Origin of the sequence: Corynebacterium dentalis (genome assembly GCF_900232865.1) — a bacterium.
Taxonomy (GTDB): Bacteria; Actinomycetota; Actinomycetes; order Mycobacteriales; family Mycobacteriaceae; genus Corynebacterium; species Corynebacterium dentalis.
In genome coordinates this window covers 191126-215794 of the sequence record NZ_OCTS01000006.1, presented here as the reverse complement: position 1 = coordinate 215794, position 24669 = coordinate 191126, and the positions used below count along the sequence as shown (strand labels likewise).

Genomic DNA, 24669 nt, shown 5'->3' with positions numbered 1-24669 from the left:
AATGCTCGTTGAGCTGGGGTTTTCTTAAAAGTTAATGAGCGTGCTACTCTAATCAGCGCTGCCGAATACGGCATGTGCGCGCCTTTAGCTCAGCTGGGAGAGCAGCTGGTTTACACCCAGCAGGTCGGCGGTTCGAGCCCGTCAGGGCGCACGGTACCCAGAAGTTTGGGAAGTCCCGCTTGCGAGAGATCGTGAGCGGGACTTTTTGCTGTGTCTACCGGATTGCTGGGCGAGGGGGTGCTTGTGGCCGAAGACCGCCATCTCATTAGTTCACATGCATGGAGCTGGTGGTTTATTGGAGTGATGGCGGTGAACCTCGTGATTGTCGTCGGAATAAATTGGTACTTCAACAACAAGAGGAAGCAACAACAGCCCACCACCGCGCCCCACTAACCACCTACTCAACGAATCGGAGCTGTCCTAGGCGGCTGATAAGTTGGGGGTGTGATGAATGAACCGAAACGGCGACAAGGGTGGAAAGCCTTCCTGACCCCCGGCTGGGTACTCACAGCCGTGCTGGTGCTGACTTTCACCTACTTCGCGTTCACATTCCTCGGCCCTTGGCAGCTGAACAAGGGCGAGCAGAAGAGCGCCTTCAACCATCGCCTCGAAGCCGCGATGCAGTACGATCCCGTGCCCGCCGCCGAGGTACTCCCGCGCGACGGCTCCTCCGCCGGGCTGGAGAAGGAATGGACTCACGTCCAGCTGCAAGGTCGCTTCATCACCGACGCCGAGGTGTTGCTGCGCAACCGGCCCGTATCGAGTTCGCCGGCGTTTCAGATCCTCACCCCTTTTCAGACCGAAGCCGGCCAGACGATACTCGTCAACCGCGGATGGGTCCCACCGGTGGAAGGTGCCGATGTGCCGGAGATCCCGAATCCGCCGACAGGGGAGGTGACCGTGACTGGGTATGTCCGTATGAGCGAGGCCAAGCCGAATACGCCACCCACTCAGTCGCAGGGGTTCACGCAGGTCATGGGTATCCACACTGAGACCATCGGGGAGGAAGTGGAGCCAGAGCTGGAGGCTGCTGGTGCGTTGTCCAGTGGGCAGGAGACTCCGCTGGTGGAGGAGTACATTCAGTTGGACGAGGTGTCCGTGGATGCGATGAATGAGCAGGATTCCTCAGACGCCACCATTAACGCCATTCCGCTGCCGCAGTTGGATAACGGCCCGCACCTTTCGTATGGCATTCAGTGGATCACCTTCGGCATCGCGGCCCCTGCGGCGTTGATCTGGTTTGGCTACTCGGAGATCCGCGAGCGGCGTCGGGAAAGGCAGGAGATTGCCGAGGCCGAGACGGCGAAGGGAGTGATCGGTGCTGGCGTAAACCCTGGTGGTGCAGATTCCACTGGCGCAGAAGCGGGTGAAGCGGAGCGGGAAGCTGCTGGCAGGGTACAAGAGCAAGTCTCCGCTAAGCGTGAGCAGAACAATCAAGCCCCTGGCACAACCGAGCTGAACAATTCCAAGAAGAGTAAATCCAGCGTCGAGCAAGCCGTGGAGGAGAACAGCGCCGAGCGCAAGCTCGCCGATCGTTACGGCGGAACCCGCTCCCGCTTCGAGGAGCGCCGCTCCCAAAAGCGCGGCGAGCGCTTCTAACCCCCGCTTTGAAACAGGCCAAGGTAGCTACACCAGCCTAGCCCCCACAGACAGCGCAGCTACTTACCCAGCAGCTCGCGCATAACCCCCGGCACGGCAGCCTCGATCTGCTCCGCGGCCTCGGTAAACGCAGCCTCATCCTCGTAGTACGGATCCGCCACCTCGGGGGCCTCCATCGAGTGCAGGCCTTCGGGATGAGCTTCGGGATTGAAGGATTTGGCGTCGAACGCACGGAACAAGAAAATACGATTCGCATCCACGCCAAGATCCCGCAACCCACGCACATGGCCGCGATCCATCGCCAGGAACACATCCGCGTCCTCGTGTTCTGGGCCGAACTGTGCGGCGATGTGCTGCGAGCCGTCGTAGCCTTGCCGCTTCATCTCGGCGATGGCGCGCTCGTCGGCGTGCTGGCCAATGTGATAGCCCGCCAGCCCGCAGGAATTGACGGTCACGTCGCCAATCCCGGCATCCTGAAGCGCCGCATTGAGCATCACGTCACCCATCGGCGAGCGGCAGATATTGCCCGTGCACACCACCGTGATCTTTCGAATCTGCTGCTCAGCCATAGTTTGCCCCTTCCTTCGTGGTCTGTGTCCCTTGCGCAGCCTACCCGAGTGCCCGGTGGCGCTCCCGTGTCCTCCTTTTCTTCTGAGCGCCAACCTCGTCCCCACGTGCGCTCCCCGCGTTGTCTCGCGAATGGCTAGGGTGGACGGGGATTGTGGGAACTGAATAATTCAAGGTCAGGAGTGATCCGTGCCAGCCAATAACAGCACCGCGACCGTGGGGGACGTCATCCGCGTGATGGAGCGTGCCTACCCGCCGTATTTGGCGGAATCGTGGGACGCCGTGGGTTTGATCTGCGGCGACCCCGCCGAATCTGTGGAATCGGTGGTGTTCGCGCTGGATTGCACGGACGCAGTGGCAGACGATGCGATTGCGCGGGGCGCGGACATGCTGATCGTGCACCATCCGCTGCTGATGCGCGGGGTGAATTCCGTGGCGGCGAATACGCCGAAAGGGCGGATTGTGCACAAGCTGATTCGCGCTGGTGTGGCTCTGTTTGCGGCGCACACGAATGCGGATTCCGCGCGGCCGGGTGTCAATGACAAGTTGGCGGAGCTGCTGGGCGTGACTCCTGGGGCGCCGCTACGGCCGATCGTGGATGAGCTGGATAAGTGGGGATTCACGGTGCCCGCAGAGAGCGCGGAGGCTGTGAAGGACGCGGTGTTCGCGGCCGGTGCAGGAACGGTGGGGGATTACACCGAGGCTGGTTTCGAATTCGCGGTGACGGGCCAGTTCCGCCCGGGCGAGGGCGCGGATCCCCATATCGGTTCGCGCGGCGAGCTGGAGCGCGTGCAGGAACTGCGCGTGGAATTTGTGGCCCCGCGACGCGCCCGGGAATCCGTGCGGGCGGCGCTGGTGAAGGCGCACCCTTATGAGGAGCCCGCGCTGGACGTGGTGGAAACGCACTCCGGCACTCGCGAACTGGGCGAAAAAGACTTGGGCATCGGGCGCGTGGGTGAGTTGGATCAGCCGATGACGCTGCGCGAGTTCACTGAGCGCGTGCGCACCACGCTGCCCGCCACCACCTGGGGAGTGCGCGCCGCGGGTGATCCCGAGGCGATGATCCGTAAGGTGGCTGTGGCAAGCGGGGCAGGGGATAGCTTCCTCGGCACCGTGGCGAAGATGGACGTCGACTGTTTTGTGACCTCCGACCTGCGCCATCATCCCGTGGACGAGCACCTGCGCGCCGGTGGCTGCGCCGTCATTGACACCGCCCACTGGGCTAGCGAATTCCCGTGGTGCAACCAAGCCGCTGAGGTGGTGGCACGCGGACTAGAGGCCGAGTCAATCCCCGTTGATACGCACGTACTGGACATCAGGACCGACCCGTGGACAATCCACGGACAGGGAGACGAGTAAACCATGCATTGCTCTACAGACGACCGACGCCAGTTGGAAACCCTGCTGGCCAGCAACCAAGAACTGTCCGTCCTGCAAGCGCGCCTGGATACCCTCGACGAGCGCGAGAAGCTGGAACACCTCAAAGCCGAGCAGATCAAGGCGCGCAATGAGCAGGTGCGCAACCGCGCGGCGGGCAACGAACACCGCACGGACGTGTTCCGCCTGCGCCAGGAAGTGGCCAAGCTCAAAGAGCGCGAGCGCGATGATCGCGCCACGCTGAGCACCGCGACCGACCGCGAGCAGCGCAGGGACCTCAAGCACGATCTCAGCACCACCTTGGCCAAGCTGGAGGATTTCGAAGATCGCCTGGAGCGGGCAATCCGCACCGCGGAGTTCTTCGACGGCAACGAGTCCGAGCAGCCCGATGCCTACCAGGCCAAAATCCGCGAAGCGGAAGACAACGTGCAGCGCGCGGAGAATGCCCTGCGCGCGGACATGGACGCCGCTACCGCTCGCGTTCAATCCGCCCGAGAGAACCTGGATGACAAAGTGCTGGCAGCCTACGACCGCGGAGTGGAAGAGCAGGGAATTGGCGCTGCGTGGCTCAAAGGGCGCATGTGTCAAGGCTGCTTCATGGAGCTGGACCCAGCCTCGCTGAAATCCATCCAACGCACGCCCGCAGACGAACTTCCGCAGTGCCCGGAATGTAACGTGTTACTGCTGGTGTACCGCGAAGACGAGTAATTTTTGCGTTACCCGTTGAGCGCCCATCGAGCATTCACACACGGGACACCCACGAAACACAGCACTTAAGGAAAGGCGATAGGCACAATGCGACTTCGGTTGGAAGCTGACGGCGGTTCACGAGGCAACCCCGGACTCGCAGGCGCGGGCTCCAGCATCGTCGACCCCGCCTCGGCCATCGCAGGGCATAAGACCGAGCTGGCCTGTCAGTGGGAATACATCGCCAAGGCTACCAATAACGTCGCCGAGTACCACGGCGTGGTTAACGGCCTGATGCTGGCCAAGACCGTCGCCGAGCGTGCCGGGCACTCCCCATCCGAGACCACCGTGGACGTGTTCCTGGATTCCAAGTTGATTGTCGAGCAGATGAGCGGCCGATGGAAGATCAAGCACCCAGACATGAAGCCCCTGGCCCAGCAGGCCAAGGAACTAGAGCGCGAGTTCGCATCCGTGAACTACACCTGGGTGCCGCGCGCGCAGAATAAGCGCGCGGATGAGCTGGCCAATCGCGCCATGGATGACAAAGAATCCGGCATCTACTTTGCAGAGCCCGAGGAGCAGGACGAGACACCTGCGCAGGCTTCAGGGGACAAGGCTGTGGGGGAGGAGGTTGGCGTCGAGAAGGAAGAAAACACAAAGGAAACCTCCGCCGACTGGCACGGCGGCACCCAGCCCGCACGCTTCCTCCTGCTGCGCCACGGCGAGACCGAAATGAGCGTGTCCAAGCAATTCTCCGGCCTCTCCGACCCAGCGCTGACGGCCAAGGGCGAGTGGCAGGCGCGCCGGGCGGCCGAGTACGTGGGCGCGCGCGGAAATATCGCCTCCGTGCTCAGCTCGCCGCTGGGCCGAGCGCAACAAACCGCACGCGCCGTCGCAGATGCGCTGGGCACAGACGTGGTCACCGATGACGGCCTCATCGAGATGGACTTCGGCGACTGGGAAGGCAAGACGTTCACCGAGGTGCGCGCCGAATACCCCGATCAGCACAAGAGTTTCTTTTTCGATGCCAACTCCTGCACCCCAGACGGGGAATGCATGGAAGATGTCTACGAGCGGATCCAGGGGGTCATGGACAGGTTGGCCAGTGATTACGCCGGGCAGAACGTGGTACTGGTCAGCCACGTCACCCCGATCAAGGCCATCCTCCGCTACGCGCTGGGCGTAGACGCGACGATGTTCCGCACCCTGCACCTGGACCTGGCGGGACTGTCCATCGTGGAGTTCTACGGCGAGGGAAAAACTGTGGTGCGGCGTGTCAATGACACGCACTACCTCGAGGGCTAAAACCGAGACGGCACTCACGGGTTTTCGGTGATGGGCCAGCGCGCAGGTAGAGTAAGCACCTGCCGAGAAGACCGGGTGGTCGCGGCGAGCTGGAACCAATCCCACGCTGGGATGAGGCCGCACGTCGAGGAAAGTCCGGACTCCACAGAGCACGGTGGTTGCTAACGGCAACCCAGGGTGACCTGCGGGACAGTGCCACAGAAAACAAACCGCCCGCTTCGCGGGTAAGGGTGAAAAGGTGCGGTAAGAGCGCACCAGCACGCCAGGTGACTGGGGTGGCTAGGTAAACCCCACCGGGAGCAAGGTCAAGTAGTTGCACGGCTCGTTCCGTGCGGCTGAGTTCCAGAGCTGCTCGCTTGCTGATGAACAGGTAGACCGCTTGAGGTGCCCAGCAATGGTGCGCCCAGATGGATGGCCGCCTCGCGCTGAGGACACCTTCGGGTGGAATGAGCGTAGGACAAAATCCGGCTCATAGGTCTTCTCGGCGTTCAAAACTTCTTTCGCGTACAGTTCTGCGCTCGGCGCAGCGCGCATGTGGCTTAGTTGTGCCACTCTGGAGCAATGAAACTATTCGCCGCCGAACTGGACTTCCGCGCAATCGCTCGGGAATTCGTCCTGCCAGAGACCTTCCCTGAACAGCTCCACTCTGAGGCCATCCTGGCCACGGATAGGTACCCGGAGGGCAGACGTGACCTGCGCGAGGTGGAGTTTGTCACGATCGATCCGCCCAGCTCCATGGACTTAGATCAAGCGGTGCATGTCGAATCTTGGCAGGCAGACGGTGTTGTGGACAGTGGTGCTGCGGACAGCGGTGCTGGTGCTGCAGGCAACGCAGGTTCCGTCGCGCCGGGCTGGCGCGTACGTTATGCCATCGCGGATGTCGGGGCTTTCGTGGAACCAGATTCCGCCCTAGAGCAGGAATCCATCCGCCGTGGGCAAACGATGTATCTTCCCGATGATCCCGTACGCCTGCACCCCGCGGAGCTCTCAGAAGGCAGTGCATCGCTACTTCCGGATCAGGACCGGCCCGCCGTGGTGTGGGACATCAACGTGGACGCCGATGGAGAAATCCATGATTTCACCGTCTACCGCGCAACCGTCCGCAGCCGCGCGAAGCTGAACTACGAAGGCGTGGAAGCTGACCGCCTGGCAGGCACGCTGCATCCCTCGATCGCGCTGTTGCCGGAGCTGGGCGAAGCTCGGCAGCGCTCGGACCTGCGACGGGACGCGGTGAACCTGCGCTTGCCTTCGATCTCCGTGGAAAAGAGCGACGATGAGCAGGCTGAATACCAGTTGGTCATCGAACCGCGCCAACTGATGAATGACTACAACGCGGAACTGTCCCTGCTGGCGGGCATGTGTGCAGGCCAGATGATGGTCAAATCAGGCAAAGGCATCCTCCGCACTCTGCCGCCAGCCAGCCCCAAGGACATCGCCAAGTTTGACTCCGCTGCCAAAGCGCTCGGCTTTGAACGTGGCAACAAGAGCGTTGGCCAGCTCCTGGCCAGCATCGATGCCTCCACTCCACAGGGAATGGCCTTGATGCGCGACGCCCAGAGATTGCTGCGTGGAGCTAGCTATGTGGCGTTTGGGATTGCTGGCGTCGAAAACGAAAACGAAACGTCCATCCACGCCGGAATTGGCGGCCACTACGCCCACGTCACCGCGCCGCTACGCAGGCTGAGCGACCGATTCGCCACGGAAATTTGCCTGGCCATCGCCGAGGAACGCGAGGTGCCAGCGTGGGTGGCCGAGCGCGCGGATGAGGTCATCGAGGCGATGAAGCGCAGCACGCAGCTGGCCAACCAGGTGGACCGAGCATGCATGGGCCTGACCGAAGCGGTGGTTCTGCAGCCGTGGGTGGGGCAGAACTTCTCCGCCGCAGTGATGCATAGCAGTGACAAGGGCGCTGATATTTTCGTCAGCGAGCCGCCCGTGATTGCGGACTGCCAAGGGAATCCGGAGGAGGCCTCCCAGACGGCGGTCACCCTGATTACCGCAGATCCGGAGACCCGGACCGTGGAGTTCGCCTGGCCCGCGGACTAGGTGCGGGACTTGGGATTAACTAAGTGTGGGAGGGGCGGGGGACTAGCCACGCGAGAGCCCGCACAACTGTGGTAGGAAAGTTCTATGACCGATAGATGGTACTTTGACACCGAAACCGGCGAAGTTACTCAGGGCCAGGTTGGCGGCTGGGAATCCCGCATGGGCCCGTACGACACCCGTGAAGAGGCTGCTCACGCCCTCGAAACCGCACGTAAGCGCAACGAAGAGGCAGATGCCTACGATCGCAATGAGCTCGGCGAGGACTAAACCGGCCAAGCCTTCCCGCTCGTGGCTAGCGCGCACGCTGCTGCCCACGGGCTCTGAACCTGACCCTCGCTTCACCCTCGCCAATGAGCGCACGTTCCTCGCCTGGATACGTACCTCGTTGGCGTTTTTAGCGGGCGGGATCGCTCTTGAGGCCTTCCGTTTGCCCAACGTCCCCAGCTGGCTGTGGAGCGGCGCGGCAATATTAGTACTGCTGGTGGGCATGTTCATTGCCCTGGGTGCGGCGGTGCGTTGGGTGCGGGTGGAACGCGCGATGCGGGAATCCCGCGCGTTGCCAGTGCCGGGCATCGTGCCGTTTCTCTCCGGCGTGGCAGTGATGGCCACCGTCACCGTGCTCGTGGTGGTGCTGGCCTACTAATGGCTGATTCTCGTTCTCCCTCTCCGGCCGATCCGTCCAGGGACATCTCCCTGCACAGCGACCCGGGCCTGCAGCCCGAGCGCACCACGCTGGCCTGGACCCGCACCGTGGTGGCGATGCTAGTGGTGGGCGCGGTGATGCTCCGATGGGCGCACTTGTATGGCTCGGCCGTGATACTGGTAGCTGGGGCGTTGTGTGCGCTGGCCATCTTTATCGTGGCGACGCAAAGGCGGCGCTACCAGGGTGGATGCCGAGGAATTGTCCGGGGGAGAGCTGACCCGAATGTTGGATCCGTGGTGGCCTTGACGGGATCCTTGCTGCTGCTCGGTGCCGCCGGGCTGGTGTTCGTGCTGGCGGACGCGCTGGGATAGCAGATTTTTTTGGGGGACTAGCTGTCTTGGACTCGCGCTGGGTTGGCCAGCGCTAGCTGTTGAAGGTGTGTTCCTCGGCCGGGAATGTGCCTTCTTGGACTTCTTTCTTATACGCCGCAGCGGCGCGGGTGAGTACCTCGCCCACGTTGCCCCACTGCTTGGCGAACTTGGGGCGGTGCCCATCCTCTGGGAATGCGACCATGTCATGCCACACCAGAACCTGGCCATCACAATCCGCACCCGCGCCGATGCCAATGGTGGGCACGGGACATTCTGCGGTGACGCGCTTGGCGACGTCGGACGGAACCATCTCCATTAACACGATGTCCGCGCCGGCCTCCACCACGGCCTGCATATCCGCGATCAACTGCTCGGAGCCAGCCCCGCGCCCCTGCACCTTGAAGCCGCCCAAGTTGTTGACCGACTGCGGGGTAAAGCCAATGTGCGCGCACACCGGAATGCCCGCGTCCTTGATGGCCTTGATCCGTGGCGCGATACGCACACCGCCCTCGAGCTTCACGCAGTGCGCGCCCGAGCGGTGCAAAATCTCCGTGGAACTGCGCACGGCCTGCTCATCAGAGGCCTCGTAGCTGCCGAACGGCAAATCCACCATCACGAAAGCCTTATCCGCACCGCGCACCACTGCAGCGGCGAGGTAGCACATCTCATCCATAGAAATATGAGAGGTGGTGGGGTAGCCAAATACCACGTTGGCAGCGGAATCGCCGACCAGCAGCACCTCCACGCCTGCGGCGGCAAACGCCTTGGCGGTGGAGTAATCGTAGGCGGTCAGCATGGCAAAAGGAGAGTCCGAACCCTTGCGAGCCTGCAGGTCCGTCAAACGAACCTGCTTGGTGGGCACCATGTACCCGACGGGCGAATTATCAGAACGGTCAGCCGTGTTCTCAACCATGCATTCATAGTGCCAGAACCGCGGACACGTCACGGAATTGAGGCCAACCAACCCCATTCATCAGCCCGGCAGATGGCAAGTCCGCCCGCGTTGTCGCGGGACTCTCTACAATGGAAAACCATGAATCGCCAGCAGGAATTTGTGTTGCGGACCATCGAAGAGCGAAACATCGGTTTCGTCCGCCTGTGGTTTACGGATGTCCAAGGCTTCCTCAAGTCTGTGGCCGTGGCTCCCGCAGAGTTGGAAGGTGCCTTTGAAGAGGGAATTGGCTTCGATGGCTCGGCCATCGAAGGCTTCTCCCGCGTCGCAGAATCAGACACCATCGCCAGGCCAGATCCCAGCACGTTCCAAATCCTGCCGTTCCAGTCAGACCGCGATGGTAGCCTATCTGCCCGCATGTTCTGCGATATCACCATGCCGGATGGCCAACCGTCATGGTCGGATCCGCGGCAAGTTTTGCGTCGACAGATGAACACCGCCGCAGAAATGGGCTTCACCTGCTACGTTCACCCGGAAATCGAGTTCTTCCTGGTGCAATCCATCGAAACCGACGGGCAGCCACCGGTGCCCACGGATACGGGCGGGTACTTCGATCAAGCTGTCACAGACGAGGCCCCACACTTCCGCGCGGATGCCATCAATACCCTGGAGCGCATGGGCATCTCCGTGGAGTTCTCCCACCACGAAAACGCCCCCGGCCAGCAGGAAATCGACCTGCGCTTCGCGGACGCCCTGTCCATGGCTGATAACGTAATGAGCTTCCGCTACATCATTAAGCAGGTGGCCCTGCGCAACGGCGTGCGCGCTACGTTCATGCCCAAGCCGTTCCAGGAATACGCGGGTTCGGCGATGCACACGCACATGTCGCTGTTTGAAGGCGATGAAAACGCCTTCCACGATCCGGATGACGAAACCCGTCTGTCCCTGACCGGCAAGTCATTCATCGCGGGCATCCTGCATCACGCCTCAGAGATCTCCGCGGTCACCAATCAGTGGGTCAACTCCTACAAGCGCATTTCCACTGGTGACGAGGCTCCTCGTTCGGCCGCGTGGGGTGCTGCGAACCGCTCCGCGATGGTCCGTGTGCCGATGTACACGCAGAACAAGTCCGCCTCCCGTCGCGTGGAAATCCGCACCCCGGATTCCGCCTGCAACCCGTACCTCTCCTACGCCGTGCTGCTGGCCGCTGGGCTGAAGGGCATTAAGGAAGGCTACGAATTGGCAGCGGCCGCCGAGGGCGATATTGCGCTGATGACCGCTCGCGAGCGCCGCGCTGCCGGATTCAAGGACCTGCCGCAGGACCTGAGCTACGCCCTGCGCGAAATGGAAAACTCCGAGCTGGTGGCCGATGCCCTGGGCGAGCACGTCTACGAATACTTCCTGCGCAACAAGTGGCGCGAGTGGAACAACTACCAGTTGCAGATCACTCCGTGGGAGCTCAAGAACAACCTTGAGTTCTAGCCCCTTCGTCTTCGGGTATCCCCCCGTGTCAGTACAGCGTTTAGTTTGTGAAAGGCTCCAGCATGGATCGTCCACGGTCGTCCCGCGCCAGAATTCCCTCCGCGAAGACTCTGGGCCTGACCAGACCGCGTGCGCAAGACGATCTCAACGACCTCGGGTGGAATACCGAGGAGCACGTGGGGCTGCTGCGCACTCTGGGCGCCGCTGGCAATCCTGACCTGGCCTTGAATAACCTCGTGCGGCTGGTGGAAGCCCTGCGCGAGCGCGAGGATAATGACCAGTTGGCCGCCGTTTCTTCCTTGCCGTCCGTGGGTAAGGATGTGCCTTTTTCCGACGCCACCGCGGACACACTCATGGCCGCGCTCAAGGATGATGCCGAGTTGCGTCGGCGAGTGATTTCCCTATTCGGCGCATCCAGCCTGCTGGGAGACCACATTGTGGCTCACCCCGAGGAGTGGGTGAGCCTGTCTCTCCCTCTGCCAACTGCGGGCGAGATGACGGACACGATGCTGGACAGCGTGGGCGCTGTGCGGGTCGACGAAGTCTTGGCCATGGATGAATTCGCCGAGTTCAAGGACGATAACGGCGAGAAGGCCGTGGAACCTGCGGGGGAGAAGTCCCGCACGTATCGCGCTCGCATCATCGGGCATGAGGCGGACGTGGCGATGCGCGATGCCTACCGCACGCTGCTGGCGCGCATTGCCGCCATCGATTGCAATGGCACGTTCATCGTCAACCGGGATGACGAGCCAGACCGGCTGCCGTTTGTGACCCTGGGGCAGCGTTTGGCTGATGCTGCTGATGCTGCGCTGACCGCAGCGCTGGCCGTGGCGTGTACCACTGTGTACGGAGGTCCGGACGATGAGGACCGCAAACCACCGGCGCGCTTGGCCGTGCTGGCGATGGGCAAGTGTGGCGCCCGCGAGTTGAACTACATCTCTGACGTGGACGTGATCTTTGTGGCCGAGCCCGCCGATTCCCGCGCCACGCGCTGGGCCGGCGAGTTCATCAACATCGGCACGCGCGTGTTCTTCGAGGTGGACGCGGCCTTGCGCCCCGAAGGTAAGCAGGGCGCGCTGGTGCGCACCTTGAGTTCCCACAAGAAGTACTACGACCGGTGGGCCAGCACCTGGGAGTTCCAGGCGCTGCTCAAGGCCCGGGCCATGACGGGCGACGTAGCGCTGGGCGAGAAGTACGTGGAGACGCTGGCGCCGCTGGTGTGGAGCGCCTCCGAGCGGGAAGATTTTGTCTCCGACGTCCAGGCAATGCGCCGCCGAGTCATTGAAAACGTCCCGGATAGCATCCGTGCCCGCGAGCTCAAGCTGGGTCCTGGTGGCCTGCGCGACGTGGAGTTCGCCGTGCAGCTGCTGCAGATGGTGCACGGACGCACGGACGAATCCCTGCGCGTGCGCCCGACCGTCGCCGCGCTGAAGGCCTTGATGAAGGAAGGCTATGTGGGTCGCGATGACGGCCAAAAGCTCATCGCCTCCTATGAGTACATGCGCCTGCTGGAGCATCGGCTGCAGCTGCAGCGCCTCAAGCGCACGCACACCTTGCCGCCCAAGGATGAGCTGGAGGCTCTGACCTGGCTGGCGCGCACCTCCGGGCATCTTCCGCAGGGCATGAATACCTACGCTGAGCAGCTGGAAGACGACGTACGCCGGGTGGGCGTGCAGATCCACCAGCTGCACTCCAAGCTGTTCTACCGCCCATTGCTGACCAGCGTGGCGGCCATGAGCGAGGACACCATCCGCCTGACGCCAGACGCGGCCAAGCGCCAGCTGGCCGCCCTGGGATACGAGAACCCCAACCGCGCCTACGAGCACCTGTCCGCCCTGGCCGCAGGGTCTTCCCGTAAGCAGAAGTTGCAGGCCATCATTTTGCCGACGCTGTTGGAGTGGCTCGCCCCGACCGTTGATCCCGACGCCGGGCTGCTGGCCTACCGTCGCCTCTCCGATGCAGCCTCGGAGAAGCAGTGGTTCCTGCGGCTCCTACGCGACGAAAACGTGGTGGGCCAGCGACTGATGTTCTTGCTGGGCACGTCGCCATACTTGGCGGAACTATTGCTGAACAGCATCGATACCGTCAAATTGCTATCTGACGGTGCCACGGGGCCTAAGCTGATCAAGCGCGACGCGGCCGTAGTAACGCACTCGCTGGTGGCCGCCGCGGCTCGCCACTGCGACCCAGACAAGGCTATCGCGGTGGCTCGCTCGCTGCGGCGCGCCGAGCTGGCACGCGTGGCTGCCGCGGATTTGCTGGGCTTCATGGATATTCAGGATGTGTGCCTGTCCCTGTCCCTGGTTTGGGATGCCGTGCTGGAGGCCGCTTTGCAAGCGGAAATCCGTGCCTGGGAGGACAAGCATGATCAGAACGCGCCCGCCCGGATCAGCGTGATTGGCATGGGCAGGCTCGGCGGAGCCGAGCTGGGATACGGCTCGGACGCGGACGTGATGTTCGTGGCCGAACCCGTGCGCGAAGAGGCGGAAAACTTGTCCGATGAGGAGTTTGACGTCGGAAAAGAGGATGCGGACTCCACAACGAACAAGGCCATGAAGTGGGCGGCCATGATCTGCGACTCCATCCGCACGCGCCTGGGACGGCCCTCCCAGGATCCGCCGTTGGAAGTGGACTTGGACTTGCGGCCTGAGGGGCGCAACGGTGCGATTGTCCGGACGATGGAATCCTACGAGCGCTACTACCAGCAGTGGGGCGAGACCTGGGAGATGCAGGCGCTGCTGCGGGCCACGTGGATTGCCGGTGACAAGGACTTGGGCATCAGCTTCCTACGCATGATCGATAAGTTCCGCTACCCAGAAGGTGGCGCTACTGACGAGCAGGTGCGAGAAGTGCGCCGCATCAAGGCGCGCGTGGATGCTGAGCGGCTTCCGCGGGGCGCGGACCGCAATACCCACACCAAGTTGGGGCGTGGCGCGCTGACGGACGTGGAGTGGACCGTTCAGCTACTGACCATGCAAAACGGGCAGGTCAGTGAAGGGTTGCGCAACACTTCCACTTTGGCCGCGCTGCAGGAGATGGCCGCAGCAGAGCTGATTAGCGAGGCGGACGCGGAAGTATTGCGCGAAGCGTGGATCACCGCGACGAAGGCTCGTAACGGCATCGTGCTGGTAAAGGGCAAGCGCAAGGATCAGCTGCCGACCTTCGGCAAGCCGTTGGCGCAGGTGGCTGCAGCATCGAACTGGGATCCCACGGAATCGCAGGAATTCCTGGATGACTATTTGAAGAAGACCAGGCGTGCGCGCAAGGTGGTGGATAAGATCTTCTGGGGTGAAGACGTGGTCCACGACTATCGTGATGACTAGCCTTCTGTGCGGAAATAAGGCTATACTAACCTGCATTCGGTTCCGTGGATCACGCTCAAGAATCTGCACAATGATTGTGCACGGCCGATCCCGCACAACAACGATGAATGGAGGTGCCGCACACATGAGTGCAGTGGAAGAGTCCCCGCGCCACATCGACGTGGCACCGCTGGTCATCGAAACCGCTGGCACTGTCCGCGAAGTCCTGCACCGCTCACCCCTGTGGGAACGCATCACCGACGGCTCCATGCCCTTCGCCGGGCGCGCATCCTATTTGGAACAACACTGGGAAGGACTGCGCGTGCTCCTCGGTGCTGTAGAGCAGCTTGAGGCACGGACCAACGGTGTGGCAGAGATGCGAGACACCCTGCGGGAGACCACGGACAAGATGGGTAGTGCGTTGGACCGCTCGCACGCTACAGCCCGCTGGCGCGAGCACCACGTGACCATGCCCTCCATGCTGCAGTTCCGCCGTAGAGTCACGGAGATCACCGAAGCGGATGACGTGGTCAGCCTGTTTGCCCACTGCGCGGTACGTCTCGCGGCAGTCGGAGCTTGCCCCGTGCCCAGCACCACCGGCGCAAGTATTCCCCGCATCACCGTGGTCCGCACGGAGGAGCAGGAAGAGCTGTTTGCCGAAGAACTTTCCGCCGCGCTGATCGGGCTGCTGGCTCACGGAAGCGACGTGTGCCGCGCCTACCAAGGCCAAGAGCGCGCCCGCACCTGTGCAACCACCGCCGCGATGATCCGTAACGCACTGCGTGGTTAATCAGAGTAAGGCCTAGTCAGGCGCCTGTTTTCACCCCACTCCGGACACTGTCTCGCTGAGGAGTAAGGTGCTTTAAGGTGAGCACGCAGCCAGAGAACACTCCAGGAGAAAACAAGGCTGGCGTCGAAAAGAAGACGGCCAGCCACACCACCAACGTCTCTACGCACCCGGCCAAGAAGGCCGCACAAAGGGCAGCGCAGAAGGCGTTAAGCACGCGCGGACTGATCATCTGGCTGACCGCGGTTCTGCTGTACACGATGGCGGTCACGGGCAGGACGTCTTTCGGCGTGGCCAGCGTGGAGGCGATCGAGCAGTATCATATCGACGCCACACGCCTGGCAGTCTTCGCTTCCCTCCAGCTGGGTGCCTACTCTCTGTCCCAGATCCCCGTGGGGCTGATGGTGGACAAGTTCGGCCCACGCAAGTTGCTGATCGCCGGTGCGCTGGTGATGGGAGTGGGGCAAGTCATCCTCGCATTCGGATCCAGTTACCCGGTTGCGCTGTTCGCACGGGTGCTCGTGGGCATGGGTGATGCCACGGCGTTCTCCTCGCTGATGCGGCTGATCCCCGCATGGATCCCGATGCGCCTGGCGCCGATGCTGAGCCAGCTATCCGGAGCACTGGGGCAGTTCGGGCAATTCCTCTCGGCGGTCCCGTTCCTGGCCCTGTTGCACGCAACCAGCTGGACCACGGCGTTCTTCTCCTTGGGTGCCATGGGGCTGCTACTGGCGCTGATGGCGGCCGTGCTGATACAGGATTCGCCCGCTGCGAAGGAGACTGCGAAGGAGATTGCGCGGAGTGACGAGGATCTCGGTGAGGAGTTCGGCGAGGAGCTCAGTGAAGAAATTCGTGAGCCGGAGCAGCAGCCGAAGCTTTCTCTGACTCACACTCTGCGGGAAGTCCTCACCAATCCCACGTGTTGGCACGGCTTCTTTGTGCACTGGACTGGTCTGGGCACACTGGTGGCCTTCACGATGCTCTGGGGCGTGCCCATCTTGACCATCGGTATGGGGCAGAGCAGCGGATACGCCGGTTTAGCTCTGACCTTGGCCACGGTGGCAACGGTGTTGGCCGGTCCTTTCGTGGGCATGCTCTCCTCGCGCATGGGGCGCAAGCGTTGGATCGCCACTGTTTCCGGAAGCAGCGTCACCATTGCTTGTTGGATCCTACTGTTCCTCCCTGTAGATCCACGTGGCGCTGCATTCGGGCTGGCGTTTGCCATCGTCATGGGCACGATGGCGCCGGTATCCAACCTCGCATTCGATTCCGTCCGCGAACAGGTGGATCGCTCGATCTTGGCCACCGGCACCGGCTTGGCCAACATGGGCGGATGGACCGCAGGCATCATCATCGCCCAAACTACGGGACTGGTGCTCAGCTGGGCTGCGCCTGATGAAGACTATGCGTGGGCTGATTTCCGCCTCGCAACAATCGCCGCTGTCGCCGTGTGGATCTGTGGCGTGATCGGAATTGTGGCTACGCGCCCACGGACGTCCGCGCGCTCGGCACGGCCGATTTCAGCGTTGCGGCGGCAGAAGTTTTCCGCAGCGTCGTAAACAGAGCCACCGCCACGGAGAAGGTCATCAGCACCATCGCCAGATTGCGCACCGTGAGCACCAAGATGGGCCATCCGCTGGAATTATGCAGGATGGACTCGTAGGTCAACGGGTAGATCACGGTGGTCAGCGCAGCCACGATCAGCGTGCTGATGCGCAACGTGCGCATCGACGTGGCTGTGCACAGGATCGAGGCCACCGCCACCAGCGGTCCCACCCACGCGATGTACTGCGGACTGAACACCTTATTGCTCACGATCAGCAAACACACCAGCAACAAAGCGAACAACACCGCAGACTGCCGAGTCCACCCACCGCGCAGGAAACGCCACAGGGCAAAGCCCAGCGCGAAAACCAGCATGCCCACCAGCACTACGCTGGCGCAGGTCATCGCGATATCCGCGCCCGGTCCGGCAATCTCAAAGCTCTTCGACGAAGCATAAGACACGTCCCAGCGGTTGTCGTCGAACAAACGGGCCACCATCAACGGGGTGGCGAACACGGACTCGATCTGCAACCCGCGAACGTCCTGGTAAGTGATGGGGGACAGCAGACGGTCCGGACCCCACACCACCACCGTGACCAGCGCCAAGGCCACCAGCGAGATGATATAGGAGATCAGCCGCACCCACGTGGAGCGAGACTTCGCGTGGCCCACCAAAGCGGAAGCCAGCACGCCCGGCCACAGCTTCGCCAGCGTGGCGTAGGCCAGAATCAAACTGGAGAGGCGAGGGTAAGTGATCAGCAGAGCCATGGTCAGTCCCACGGCCACGCCGGAATACAAGTCCAGACGCGTCAACAAGATGGGTCCCGCCGCGCCGCTGAATAACACCCAGAACCAGGCGGCGTGGAACTCGCTGTCTGTGTTGCGCTCGTGGTGAGCCGAGCCCCAACGCAGAATGAACCACAGGTACGCGCCGGAAATGAGCACGCAGACCAGCGAAAATAGGAACAGGAATGCGGATTCGTTGTCCTGGGTGATCAGGTCCAATAGGCGCAGTGGCCACACTCCCGCGTCTGGATACTCGCCCAATGGAACTGCTCCGCTGGGACTGTAAATAGAGCTGGGTCCAGGGGCGTGATCTGCGTGGCGGTTGATGCCGTGAAAGTAGTAGCGCACGTCCTCGGTGGTGGTCTTGCGCACCGAAACGAGAGCCAGCATCAGGCCGTTGATCACGGCCCAGCACGCCCATATCACCTTCACACTTTTCAGCACGCAGATGATCCTAACCGAACCAGCACCCTAGCCCGGCCATCGAGGGGCGGAGCGTTGCGGTCAGGCACACTGGGAACCATGTCCGTTTACATCAAGCACAACCCCGGCCGGTCTGGAGAGTGGGAAGCAGCGGGACTGCGCTGGCTCGCCGAATGCGCCAGTGGCACCTCTCTGCGTGTGGTGGAAGTTCTTGCCCGTGAGGGCGACGAACTGCACCTAGAACGCATCACCTCCGGCCAGCCCACCCGCGAAGCTGCGGAGAAGTTCGGCAGGGGACTGGCGCGCATGCACGCCACAGGAGCTGAAGCTTTCGGCATGGGCCCCGACGGATGGGAAGGCGATGGCTACCAGGGGCCCAATGACGATCTCCTCGCGCTTCCTCTGAGCCCCACGCGCAGCTGGGGACAGTTCTACGCGGCTGTGTTGGAGGAGCTTGCGGAAGGGGCGTTCTCGGCGTCGAACAAAAAGGACATCGAGGAACTGCTGCGGCGACTGCGCAACGGTGATTTTGATGAAACGGCCACGCCTGCGCCGCTGCACGGCGATCTGTGGAGCGGCAACGTCATGTGGACTACTGAGTGTGATGTGGCACTGATCGACCCGGCCGCGCACACGGGGCACCCGGAGACGGACCTGGCGGCGCTGCAGATCTTCGGCACGCCGCACCTGGAGACGATCCTGGGTGCGTACGCCGAACAGGCCGGGTTGGACGCGGGCTGGCGCGATCGCGAACCATTGCACGAACTGCAGCTGCTGTTCCTGCACGTGCGGCTATTTGGCGGTGCCTACGAGGACCAAGCGATGGCCGCGGTGCGCGCGAGCCTCCGGCTGTAGCGGACACGTCAACACCGAGGCACTCCCAGGCCATAGCCTGGCCGTCAAGACCTGGCTAATGAGGTGCGGAGCGGTGTCGGAAGCTGCCTTAGTTTCCATTAATGAAATAGGTACTCTGGGTTCAGACGTTGCTGTCACTTGCAATGGCTGTTTTTAGAGCCCGTACGTTTCGGGCTCAACCCGAAACGAATACTCCCCCGAGATTAGGAATTAGCTATGCGATTCAAGCGCGTTACTGCAATGGTTTTTGCAGGCTCCCTTCTAGTTGGAATGACCGCCCCTCAAGCCATGGCCCAGTCAAATGGCGAAGACATTTTTAACGGTGGCCGTGGATCCAGTGTGTCCCAGCTGCCTTCGCTTCCTGAAGGCTCCGCCATCGGCTCCATCGGTGGGGACGAACTAACCCAGATCGGGCAGTTGGATCCAGAGCAGTACGCAGGTTCGTGGTATCAGGTGGCCGCGGTCCCACAGCCTTATACTCTGCAGTGCTTGTCCAACACGAAGGCTAAGTATGAAGTCATTGATGATGCCACCATCTCCGTGAAGAATTCCTGTACCACCTTATTTGGAACCACGTCGGACATCACCGGTAAGGCTCAGGTCACCGATCCAGAGACGAATGCCTCTCTGCGTGTGGCGTTTGATGGCATCCCTGGACAGTCCCTCGAAGGTGAAACGAACTACCGGGTCACTTACCTTAGTGAGGATTATGACCTCGCCATCGTCGGAGACCCGCAGCGTCGATCGGGTTTCGTTCTGAGCCGCACTCCCAATCTGAGCGGTGCGGACTGGGATCTGGTCAAGACCATGGTCACCGATCGTGGCTGGTGGGACTGCGCATTCTTTACCACTCCCCAAGAAGGCGGAGAGGGTCTCGCACTGCCGCTGTGCGCCAAGTAGGAGTTTTCTCCTCTGAAGGTACGGGTGCGAAAACGGCGGGCGTATGGCCCGTTCACGCGTGCGACCGGCTACGATGAACAACCGTGGACTACATTTCAACGCGCGATGCCTCCCGTACCCCAGCGACATTCACCGACATCCTGCTCGGTGGACTAGCGCCGGATGGCGGCCTGTACTTGCCCGCCGAATACCCACAGCTGGACGATGCCACTTTGACCCAATGGCGTGGCCTGGTGGACCAGCAGGGTGGGTACGCCAAGCTGGCTGCCGAGGTGCTCAAGCTCTTTATCGACGACATCCCCGCCGAAGATATTGAAGGCATCGCCACCCGCGCGTACACCACCGAAAAGTTCGCGAGCGAGGACATCGTTCCCGTGACGCGCCTGACCGGTGACCTGTACATCGGCCACTTGTCCGAGGGGCCGACCGCGGCTTTCAAGGACATGGCCATGCAGCTGCTGGGCGAGCTGTTCGAATACGAGCTGGCGCGCCGGGGCGAGACGCTGAACATCCTAGGCGCGACCAGCGGCGATACGGGTTCTTCCGCCGAATACGCGATGCGCGGGCGCGATGGCATCCGCGTGTTCATGCTCACCCCAGCCGGGCGCATGACCCCGTTCCAGCAGGCGCAGATGTTCGGCCTCGATGACCCGAACATCTTTAACATCGCCCTGGACGGCGTGTTCGACGATTGCCAGGACGTGGTCAAGGGCGTCAGCGCTGATGCGGACTTCAAGCGCGATAACCGCATCGGCGCGGTGAATTCCATTAACTGGGCGCGTTTGATGGCGCAGATCGTGTACTACGTGTCCTGCTGGATCCGAGTGACGGAATCCAACGAGCAGAAGGTCAGCTTCTCCGTGCCCACGGGTAACTTCGGCGATATTTGTGCTGGTCACATCGCACGTTCCATGGGACTGCCCATCGACAAGCTGATCGTGGCTACCAATGAGAATGACGTGTTGGACGAGTTCTTCCGCACTGGCCACTACCGCGTGCGCAGCTCGGCGGAAACGCACGAGACCTCCAGCCCCTCCATGGACATCTCCCGTGCCTCCAACTTCGAGCGCTTCGTCTTCGACCTGCTGGGCCGCGACGGCGCTCGCATCGCCGACTTGTTCGGCACCCAGGTCAAGCAAGGTGGATTCAGCCTGAACGAGGATGCGGCGTTTACGGATACCGCCGAGAAGTTCGGATTCCTTTCCGCGACCAGCTCGCACGCGGATCGCGTGGCGACCATAGCGGAGTGCTACAAGGACTTGGGCGTACTCATGGACCCACACACCGCCGATGGTGTGAAGGCCGCTCGCGAGTGGGCAGACACGGTGGATTCACCGATCGTCTGCTTGGAGACCGCGCTGCCCGTGAAGTTCGCGGACACCATCAAGGAAGCCCTGGGCACCGAGCCCGAGGTTCCCGAGCGTTTCCGCGACATCATGAACGCCGACCGTCACGTGGTAGATCTGCCCAATGACGCGGACAAGGTCAAGGAGTTCATCCTCGAGGCCATTGCGGAAACCCCGGAGATCGCTAACTAGGCTGGCACCCATGAAGATCGGATTTCTTGGTGCAGGTGCAGTGGGCGGCTACTTCGGTGGACTGATGGCACAAGCGGGGCAGGACGTGGGGTTCGTGGCCCGCGGTGAGACCTTGGAGGTGCTGCGTTCCACGGGGTTGACGTTGATTGATCCCGACGACAACACCACCACAATTCCCGTTACTTCCGCCGAGTCTTTCTCTGAACTGCGCGAAGCACTGGGCGGTTTGGACGTGGTGATCGTGGCGACGAAGGCGCTGCCGGGAAACGAGACCTTCCCGGATGTCGAGGGTATCCCGGTAGTCACCACGCACAACTCCGTGGAGGTGCCGTATCTTGCGGCGGAGCGCTTCGGGGAAAACAACGTTCTGCCAGGGGTTATTCGCGGCTACCTCACGCACTTGGGTCCGGCGAAGATTAAGCTGCACCCGGGGCCGCTGAGCCTGAACGTGGGAACGTTTGTGGGTGGTTCTGTTGGTGAAGGTGCTGCCGACGGCTCGACTACTGACCGAGCCGCTGCCGTCGCCCGTGAGCTGACCGAGCACCTGCACGCTGCAGATATTGGTGGCAAGTGCTTGGACGACATCTTCGTGGACGTGTGGAGCAAGGCGCTGTTTGTCACCACCACCGGTGAGCTCGGCGCGCTGGCCAATCAACCGCTGGGATACCTGCGCACTGAGCTGCGCGGATCTTTGGAGCAGCTCATGCGCGAGGTGGAGGCCGTCGCCCGTGGGAGCAACGTGGCGCTGCCGGAGAACATCGTGAAGAAAACGCTCGGTTTTGTGGACCAGCAGATCCCCGAGGCCACTAGCTCCATGCAGCGGGACATCACCGCGGGCAAGCCCAATGAGATCGACGCTCAAGTGGGTGCCATTATCCGGATGGGGCAGAAGGCTTGCGTCGAAACACCACTACATGATCTGGTCTACGGCGCGCTCCAAGGCCGCCTCGCCGCGACCAGCTAATCTCCGCAGCTAATCGCTATTCGCCGAACTTCTCCAGCAGAGCCAGCGCGGATTCCTTACCCAGTTGGTGGGCGGCCAAAGGGCTGTCACCTGTGAGCAGGTTGCGATCGCGCGTGGTGGCGCCGGTCATGTCGTCGTTCTTAACGACCACGCCTGCTTCCTGCAACGTCTCACCCAACTTCCATGGCATCTCGCCCGGCAGGTAGCCGATATCGATGTTGGCGCCAAAGTCCAAGGCATCGGGGAACGCGACGATCTCATAGCCCGCGAACACGTTCTTTTCGGAGTTGGTGCCGGCAGCCAAGAGAGCCGCTGGGCCGTGGCACAGGGTGATGACCAGACGATCGTTATCCACGAAGTACTGCAAGGCCTCACCGAGCTCCGTGCTGAAGGGGATGTAGTTCATGGCACCGTGTCCGCCCGGGATGAAGATAGCCGCGTAGTTATCGAGGCCATCTGCCAGCACCGCAGAAAGCTTCTGAGGGCTCCGGAAGGCTTCTTCGGTCTGCTTCCATGTCTCGGCGATAGCCTCGTCCTTGTCTGGGTAGGCCCACCATTCGAACTTGCCTGGATTACCGGAAACGGTAGCCACATCAATGCCGTAGCCCGCCTGCTGCATGTGATGGATGGGAAGCAGAGTCTCCACGGGGTGGTTGCCGGTGGAGAAGAACCTTCCGTTCTTCATCTGCATGTAGCGCTCATCGGTAGCGATGACGAGCACCTTCCACCGGCCGCCCTGGTATTTCTGATCTGTCGCGAGTCCGTCGAAGTCCGTCTTGTCCGCAGTGTACTGAGACAGCGAGTAAGGGGAAGGGAAGAAGGCATTTGCTTCTGCCGGGTCGGCGGTGGGCTGGCGATTGTCTGCAGGGTCCGTCATGGTTTCTGTCACGCTGACCTTTCTGAGGAAAGTTCGGTTGTGTTCACATTTGCTGCGCTGCGGCAGAGTTTTGCCGCATACACACCCACTGTAACGCCGGAGTGGCCAAGTTTATTGCGCACTGTTGTAAGTGGGTTGTTTGCGTGCGATTACCCGCGAGCCTGCACCCGCAATCCGCCCGCGCGCGCATAAAGGCCAGTGGAAACGATGTTTCCACTGGCCTTTATCTGCTTTCTAGCCAGCCAACTAGCTAGCTAGCGCACTGCGGTTTAGCAGTCGTAGTACATCTCGAACTCCTGCGGGGTTGGGCGCAGGCGGTTCGGGGAGATCTCAGCATCGTACTTGTAGCCGATGTATGCGTCGATCAGGTCGTCGGTGAACACGCCACCCTCGGTGAGGAACTCGTGATCTTCTTCCAGTGCCTTCAGGGATGCCTCGAGGGAGGTTGGTGCCTGAGGGATGGACTTTGCTTCCTCTGGAGGCAGCTCGTAGAGGTCCTTGTCCACTGGAGCGTGTGGCTCGATGCGGTTCTTGATACCGTCCAGACCGGCCAGCATCATGGCAGCGAAGCCGAAGTATGGGTTGCCGGATGGGTCCGGAGCGCGGAACTCCAGGCGCTTGGCCTTCGGGTTGGAGCCGGTGATTGGGATACGCACGGCTGCGGAGCGGTTGCGCTGGGAGTAAACGAGGTTGATTGGAGCCTCGAAGCCTGGCACCAGGCGGTGGTAGGAGTTCAGGGTTGGGTTGGTGAACGCCAACACTGCGCCTGCGTGCTCCAGGATGCCGCCGATGTAGTAGCGAGCCATGTCGGAGAGTCCGGCGTAGCCGTTCTCGTCGTGGAACAGTGGCTTGCCGTCCTTCCACAGGGACTGGTGGGCGTGCATGCCGGAGCCGTTGTCGCCTGCCAGTGGCTTTGGCATGAAGGTGGCGGATACGCCGTTCTGCCATGCGGTGTTCTTGATGATGTACTTGAAGGACTGCAGGTCATCAGCTGCGTGCAGCAGCGTGTTGAACTTGTAGTTGATCTCCTGCTGGCCGCCGGTGCCTACCTCATGGTGTGCACGCTCCAGGTCGAAGCCCGCGTTGCCCAGGTTGCGGCACATTTCGTCGCGCAGATCCTGGTAGTGGTCGTATGGGGCGGTAGGGAAGTAGCCGCCTTTTGGACGGGTCTTGTAGCCCAGGTTTGGGGTGCCGTCGAGGTCGGTTTCGGCACCGCGGTTCCACCAGCCCTCTTCGGACTCAACCTCGTAGAAGGCCTGGTTCATCTCGGTGGAGTAGCGAACGTTGTTGAAGAGGTAAAACTCTGCCTCTGCACCGAAGAAGCAGGTGTCGGCGATTCCGGTGGAGTTCAGGTACTGCTCTGCCTTGCGGGCAACATTGCGTGGGTCGCGGGAGAATGGCTCGCGGGTGAAGGGGTCGTGGACGAAGAACTTCATGTTCAGCGTCTTGGCCTTGCGGAATGGATCGATTTTCGCGGTAGCGAGATCCGGGAGCAGGTTCATGTCGGACTCTTCGATGGAGGTGAATCCACGGATGGAAGAGCCGTCGAAGGCCATTCCGTCCTCGATTGCATCTTCGTCGAATGCGTGAGCGGCGATGGTGAAGTGCTGCTCTTGGCCTGGCACATCGGTGAAGCGGATGTCGACGAATTCAACGTCGTTGTCCTTGATGTACTTAACGACTTCTTCAGGAGTCTTGAATGACACTGTCTTAATTCCGTTCC

Annotated in this window: 22 protein-coding genes, 1 tRNA gene and 1 other RNA gene; 19 read left to right on the top strand and 5 right to left on the bottom strand. The window is 61.8% G+C overall.

Features of this window, described 5'->3' with window-relative positions:
* Positions 1 to 78 precede the first annotated feature (78 nt).
* The 3 genes from CS919_RS08300 to CS919_RS08295 all read left to right on the top strand — a co-directional run bounded on the left by CS919_RS08300 (position 79) and on the right by CS919_RS08295 (position 1599).
* Positions 79 to 151 (top strand) — tRNA-Val (locus CS919_RS08300).
* 59 nt (positions 152 to 210) lie between these two features.
* Positions 211 to 393 carry a hypothetical protein gene (locus CS919_RS10660; RefSeq protein ID WP_143341775.1) on the top strand — a complete coding sequence of 61 codons (183 nt, stop codon included), beginning with the start codon at positions 211 to 213 and terminating at the stop codon, positions 391 to 393.
* A gap of 54 nt (positions 394 to 447) precedes the next feature.
* Positions 448 to 1599 (top strand): SURF1 family cytochrome oxidase biogenesis protein, encoded by a 1152-nt coding sequence (locus tag CS919_RS08295; protein ID WP_099299014.1) that lies wholly within the window; start codon positions 448 to 450, stop codon positions 1597 to 1599.
* A gap of 59 nt (positions 1600 to 1658) precedes the next feature.
* On the opposite strand, the gene CS919_RS08290 is transcribed toward CS919_RS08295, so the two are convergent.
* A complete protein-coding gene (locus CS919_RS08290; protein WP_099299013.1) occupies positions 1659 to 2168 on the bottom strand; it encodes a low molecular weight protein-tyrosine-phosphatase in 510 nt (169 codons plus the stop codon).
* 187 nt (positions 2169 to 2355) lie between these two features.
* Between CS919_RS08290 and CS919_RS08285 the strand changes: the two genes are divergently transcribed.
* The 8 genes from CS919_RS08285 to CS919_RS08250 all read left to right on the top strand — a co-directional run bounded on the left by CS919_RS08285 (position 2356) and on the right by CS919_RS08250 (position 8595).
* Positions 2356 to 3525 (top strand): Nif3-like dinuclear metal center hexameric protein, encoded by a 1170-nt coding sequence (locus CS919_RS08285; RefSeq protein WP_268803793.1) that lies wholly within the window; start codon positions 2356 to 2358, stop codon positions 3523 to 3525.
* Positions 3526 to 3528: 3 nt separating this feature from the next.
* Positions 3529 to 4251: a zinc ribbon domain-containing protein gene (locus CS919_RS08280; RefSeq protein WP_099299012.1), complete on the top strand. Its 723-nt coding sequence runs from the start codon at positions 3529 to 3531 to the stop codon at positions 4249 to 4251.
* An 87-nt stretch (positions 4252 to 4338) separates the two neighbouring features.
* Positions 4339 to 5535 (top strand): bifunctional RNase H/acid phosphatase, encoded by a 1197-nt coding sequence (locus tag CS919_RS08275; RefSeq protein WP_099299011.1) that lies wholly within the window; start codon positions 4339 to 4341, stop codon positions 5533 to 5535.
* A 63-nt stretch (positions 5536 to 5598) separates the two neighbouring features.
* Positions 5599 to 6023, top strand: an RNA gene (gene rnpB / locus CS919_RS08270) — RNase P RNA component class A.
* A 73-nt stretch (positions 6024 to 6096) separates the two neighbouring features.
* Entirely contained in the window at positions 6097 to 7581 is a 1485-nt protein-coding gene (locus tag CS919_RS08265) for an RNB domain-containing ribonuclease (protein WP_099299010.1), read from the top strand.
* 84 nt (positions 7582 to 7665) lie between these two features.
* Positions 7666 to 7848 carry a hypothetical protein gene (locus CS919_RS08260; RefSeq protein ID WP_099299009.1) on the top strand — a complete coding sequence of 61 codons (183 nt, stop codon included), beginning with the start codon at positions 7666 to 7668 and terminating at the stop codon, positions 7846 to 7848.
* Entirely contained in the window at positions 7814 to 8224 is a 411-nt protein-coding gene (locus tag CS919_RS08255; protein ID WP_099299008.1) for a YidH family protein, read from the top strand. Before CS919_RS08260 ends, CS919_RS08255 begins: the two co-directional genes overlap by 35 nt.
* On the top strand, positions 8224 to 8595 hold the full coding sequence (locus CS919_RS08250) for a DUF202 domain-containing protein (RefSeq protein WP_099299007.1): 372 nt from the start codon (positions 8224 to 8226) through the stop codon (positions 8593 to 8595). The genes CS919_RS08255 and CS919_RS08250 overlap by 1 nt, the downstream gene beginning before the upstream one ends.
* Positions 8596 to 8647: 52 nt before the next feature.
* Here the strand turns inward: CS919_RS08250 and panB are convergent, their stop codons facing one another.
* The gene (panB, locus tag CS919_RS08245) at positions 8648 to 9508 is read right to left on the bottom strand and encodes a 3-methyl-2-oxobutanoate hydroxymethyltransferase (protein WP_099299006.1); all 861 of its coding nucleotides are present in this window, start codon (positions 9506 to 9508) and stop codon (positions 8648 to 8650) included.
* Positions 9509 to 9628: 120 nt separating this feature from the next.
* Here panB and glnA (CS919_RS08240) point away from each other — a divergent pair, with 120 nt between their 5' ends.
* The 4 genes from glnA (CS919_RS08240) (at position 9629) to CS919_RS08225 (ending at position 16617) form a co-directional block, all read left to right on the top strand.
* Entirely contained in the window at positions 9629 to 10969 is a 1341-nt protein-coding gene (gene glnA / locus CS919_RS08240; RefSeq protein WP_099299005.1) for a type I glutamate--ammonia ligase, read from the top strand.
* A 62-nt stretch (positions 10970 to 11031) separates the two neighbouring features.
* Entirely contained in the window at positions 11032 to 14292 is a 3261-nt protein-coding gene (locus CS919_RS08235; RefSeq protein ID WP_099299004.1) for a bifunctional [glutamine synthetase] adenylyltransferase/[glutamine synthetase]-adenylyl-L-tyrosine phosphorylase, read from the top strand.
* A gap of 124 nt (positions 14293 to 14416) precedes the next feature.
* Positions 14417 to 15061, top strand: coding sequence for a hypothetical protein (locus CS919_RS08230; RefSeq protein WP_099299003.1), 645 nt, complete (start codon positions 14417 to 14419; stop codon positions 15059 to 15061).
* Positions 15062 to 15138: 77 nt separating this feature from the next.
* The gene (locus tag CS919_RS08225; protein ID WP_234990874.1) at positions 15139 to 16617 is read left to right on the top strand and encodes an MFS transporter; all 1479 of its coding nucleotides are present in this window, start codon (positions 15139 to 15141) and stop codon (positions 16615 to 16617) included.
* On the opposite strand, the gene CS919_RS08220 is transcribed toward CS919_RS08225, so the two are convergent.
* Positions 16538 to 17833, bottom strand: coding sequence for a hypothetical protein (locus tag CS919_RS08220; RefSeq protein ID WP_099299002.1), 1296 nt, complete (start codon positions 17831 to 17833; stop codon positions 16538 to 16540). The genes CS919_RS08225 and CS919_RS08220 overlap by 80 nt on opposite strands.
* Positions 17834 to 17911: 78 nt before the next feature.
* Between CS919_RS08220 and CS919_RS08215 the strand changes: the two genes are divergently transcribed.
* From CS919_RS08215 to CS919_RS08200, 4 genes are all read left to right on the top strand, one after another.
* A complete protein-coding gene (locus CS919_RS08215; RefSeq protein WP_099299001.1) occupies positions 17912 to 18667 on the top strand; it encodes a fructosamine kinase family protein in 756 nt (251 codons plus the stop codon).
* Positions 18668 to 18883: 216 nt separating this feature from the next.
* Positions 18884 to 19567 carry a lipocalin family protein gene (locus tag CS919_RS08210; protein ID WP_370737756.1) on the top strand — a complete coding sequence of 228 codons (684 nt, stop codon included), beginning with the start codon at positions 18884 to 18886 and terminating at the stop codon, positions 19565 to 19567.
* 83 nt (positions 19568 to 19650) lie between these two features.
* Positions 19651 to 21105 carry a threonine synthase gene (thrC, locus tag CS919_RS08205; RefSeq protein ID WP_099299000.1) on the top strand — a complete coding sequence of 485 codons (1455 nt, stop codon included), beginning with the start codon at positions 19651 to 19653 and terminating at the stop codon, positions 21103 to 21105.
* Positions 21106 to 21115: 10 nt separating this feature from the next.
* Positions 21116 to 22069 (top strand): 2-dehydropantoate 2-reductase, encoded by a 954-nt coding sequence (locus CS919_RS08200; protein WP_099298999.1) that lies wholly within the window; start codon positions 21116 to 21118, stop codon positions 22067 to 22069.
* A gap of 16 nt (positions 22070 to 22085) precedes the next feature.
* Here the strand turns inward: CS919_RS08200 and hchA are convergent, their stop codons facing one another.
* Entirely contained in the window at positions 22086 to 22946 is an 861-nt protein-coding gene (gene hchA, locus CS919_RS08195) for a glyoxalase III HchA (RefSeq protein WP_099299070.1), read from the bottom strand.
* Between the two features lie 269 nt (positions 22947 to 23215).
* Entirely contained in the window at positions 23216 to 24652 is a 1437-nt protein-coding gene (gene glnA, locus CS919_RS08190; protein WP_099298998.1) for a type I glutamate--ammonia ligase, read from the bottom strand.
* Positions 24653 to 24669 lie beyond the last annotated feature (17 nt).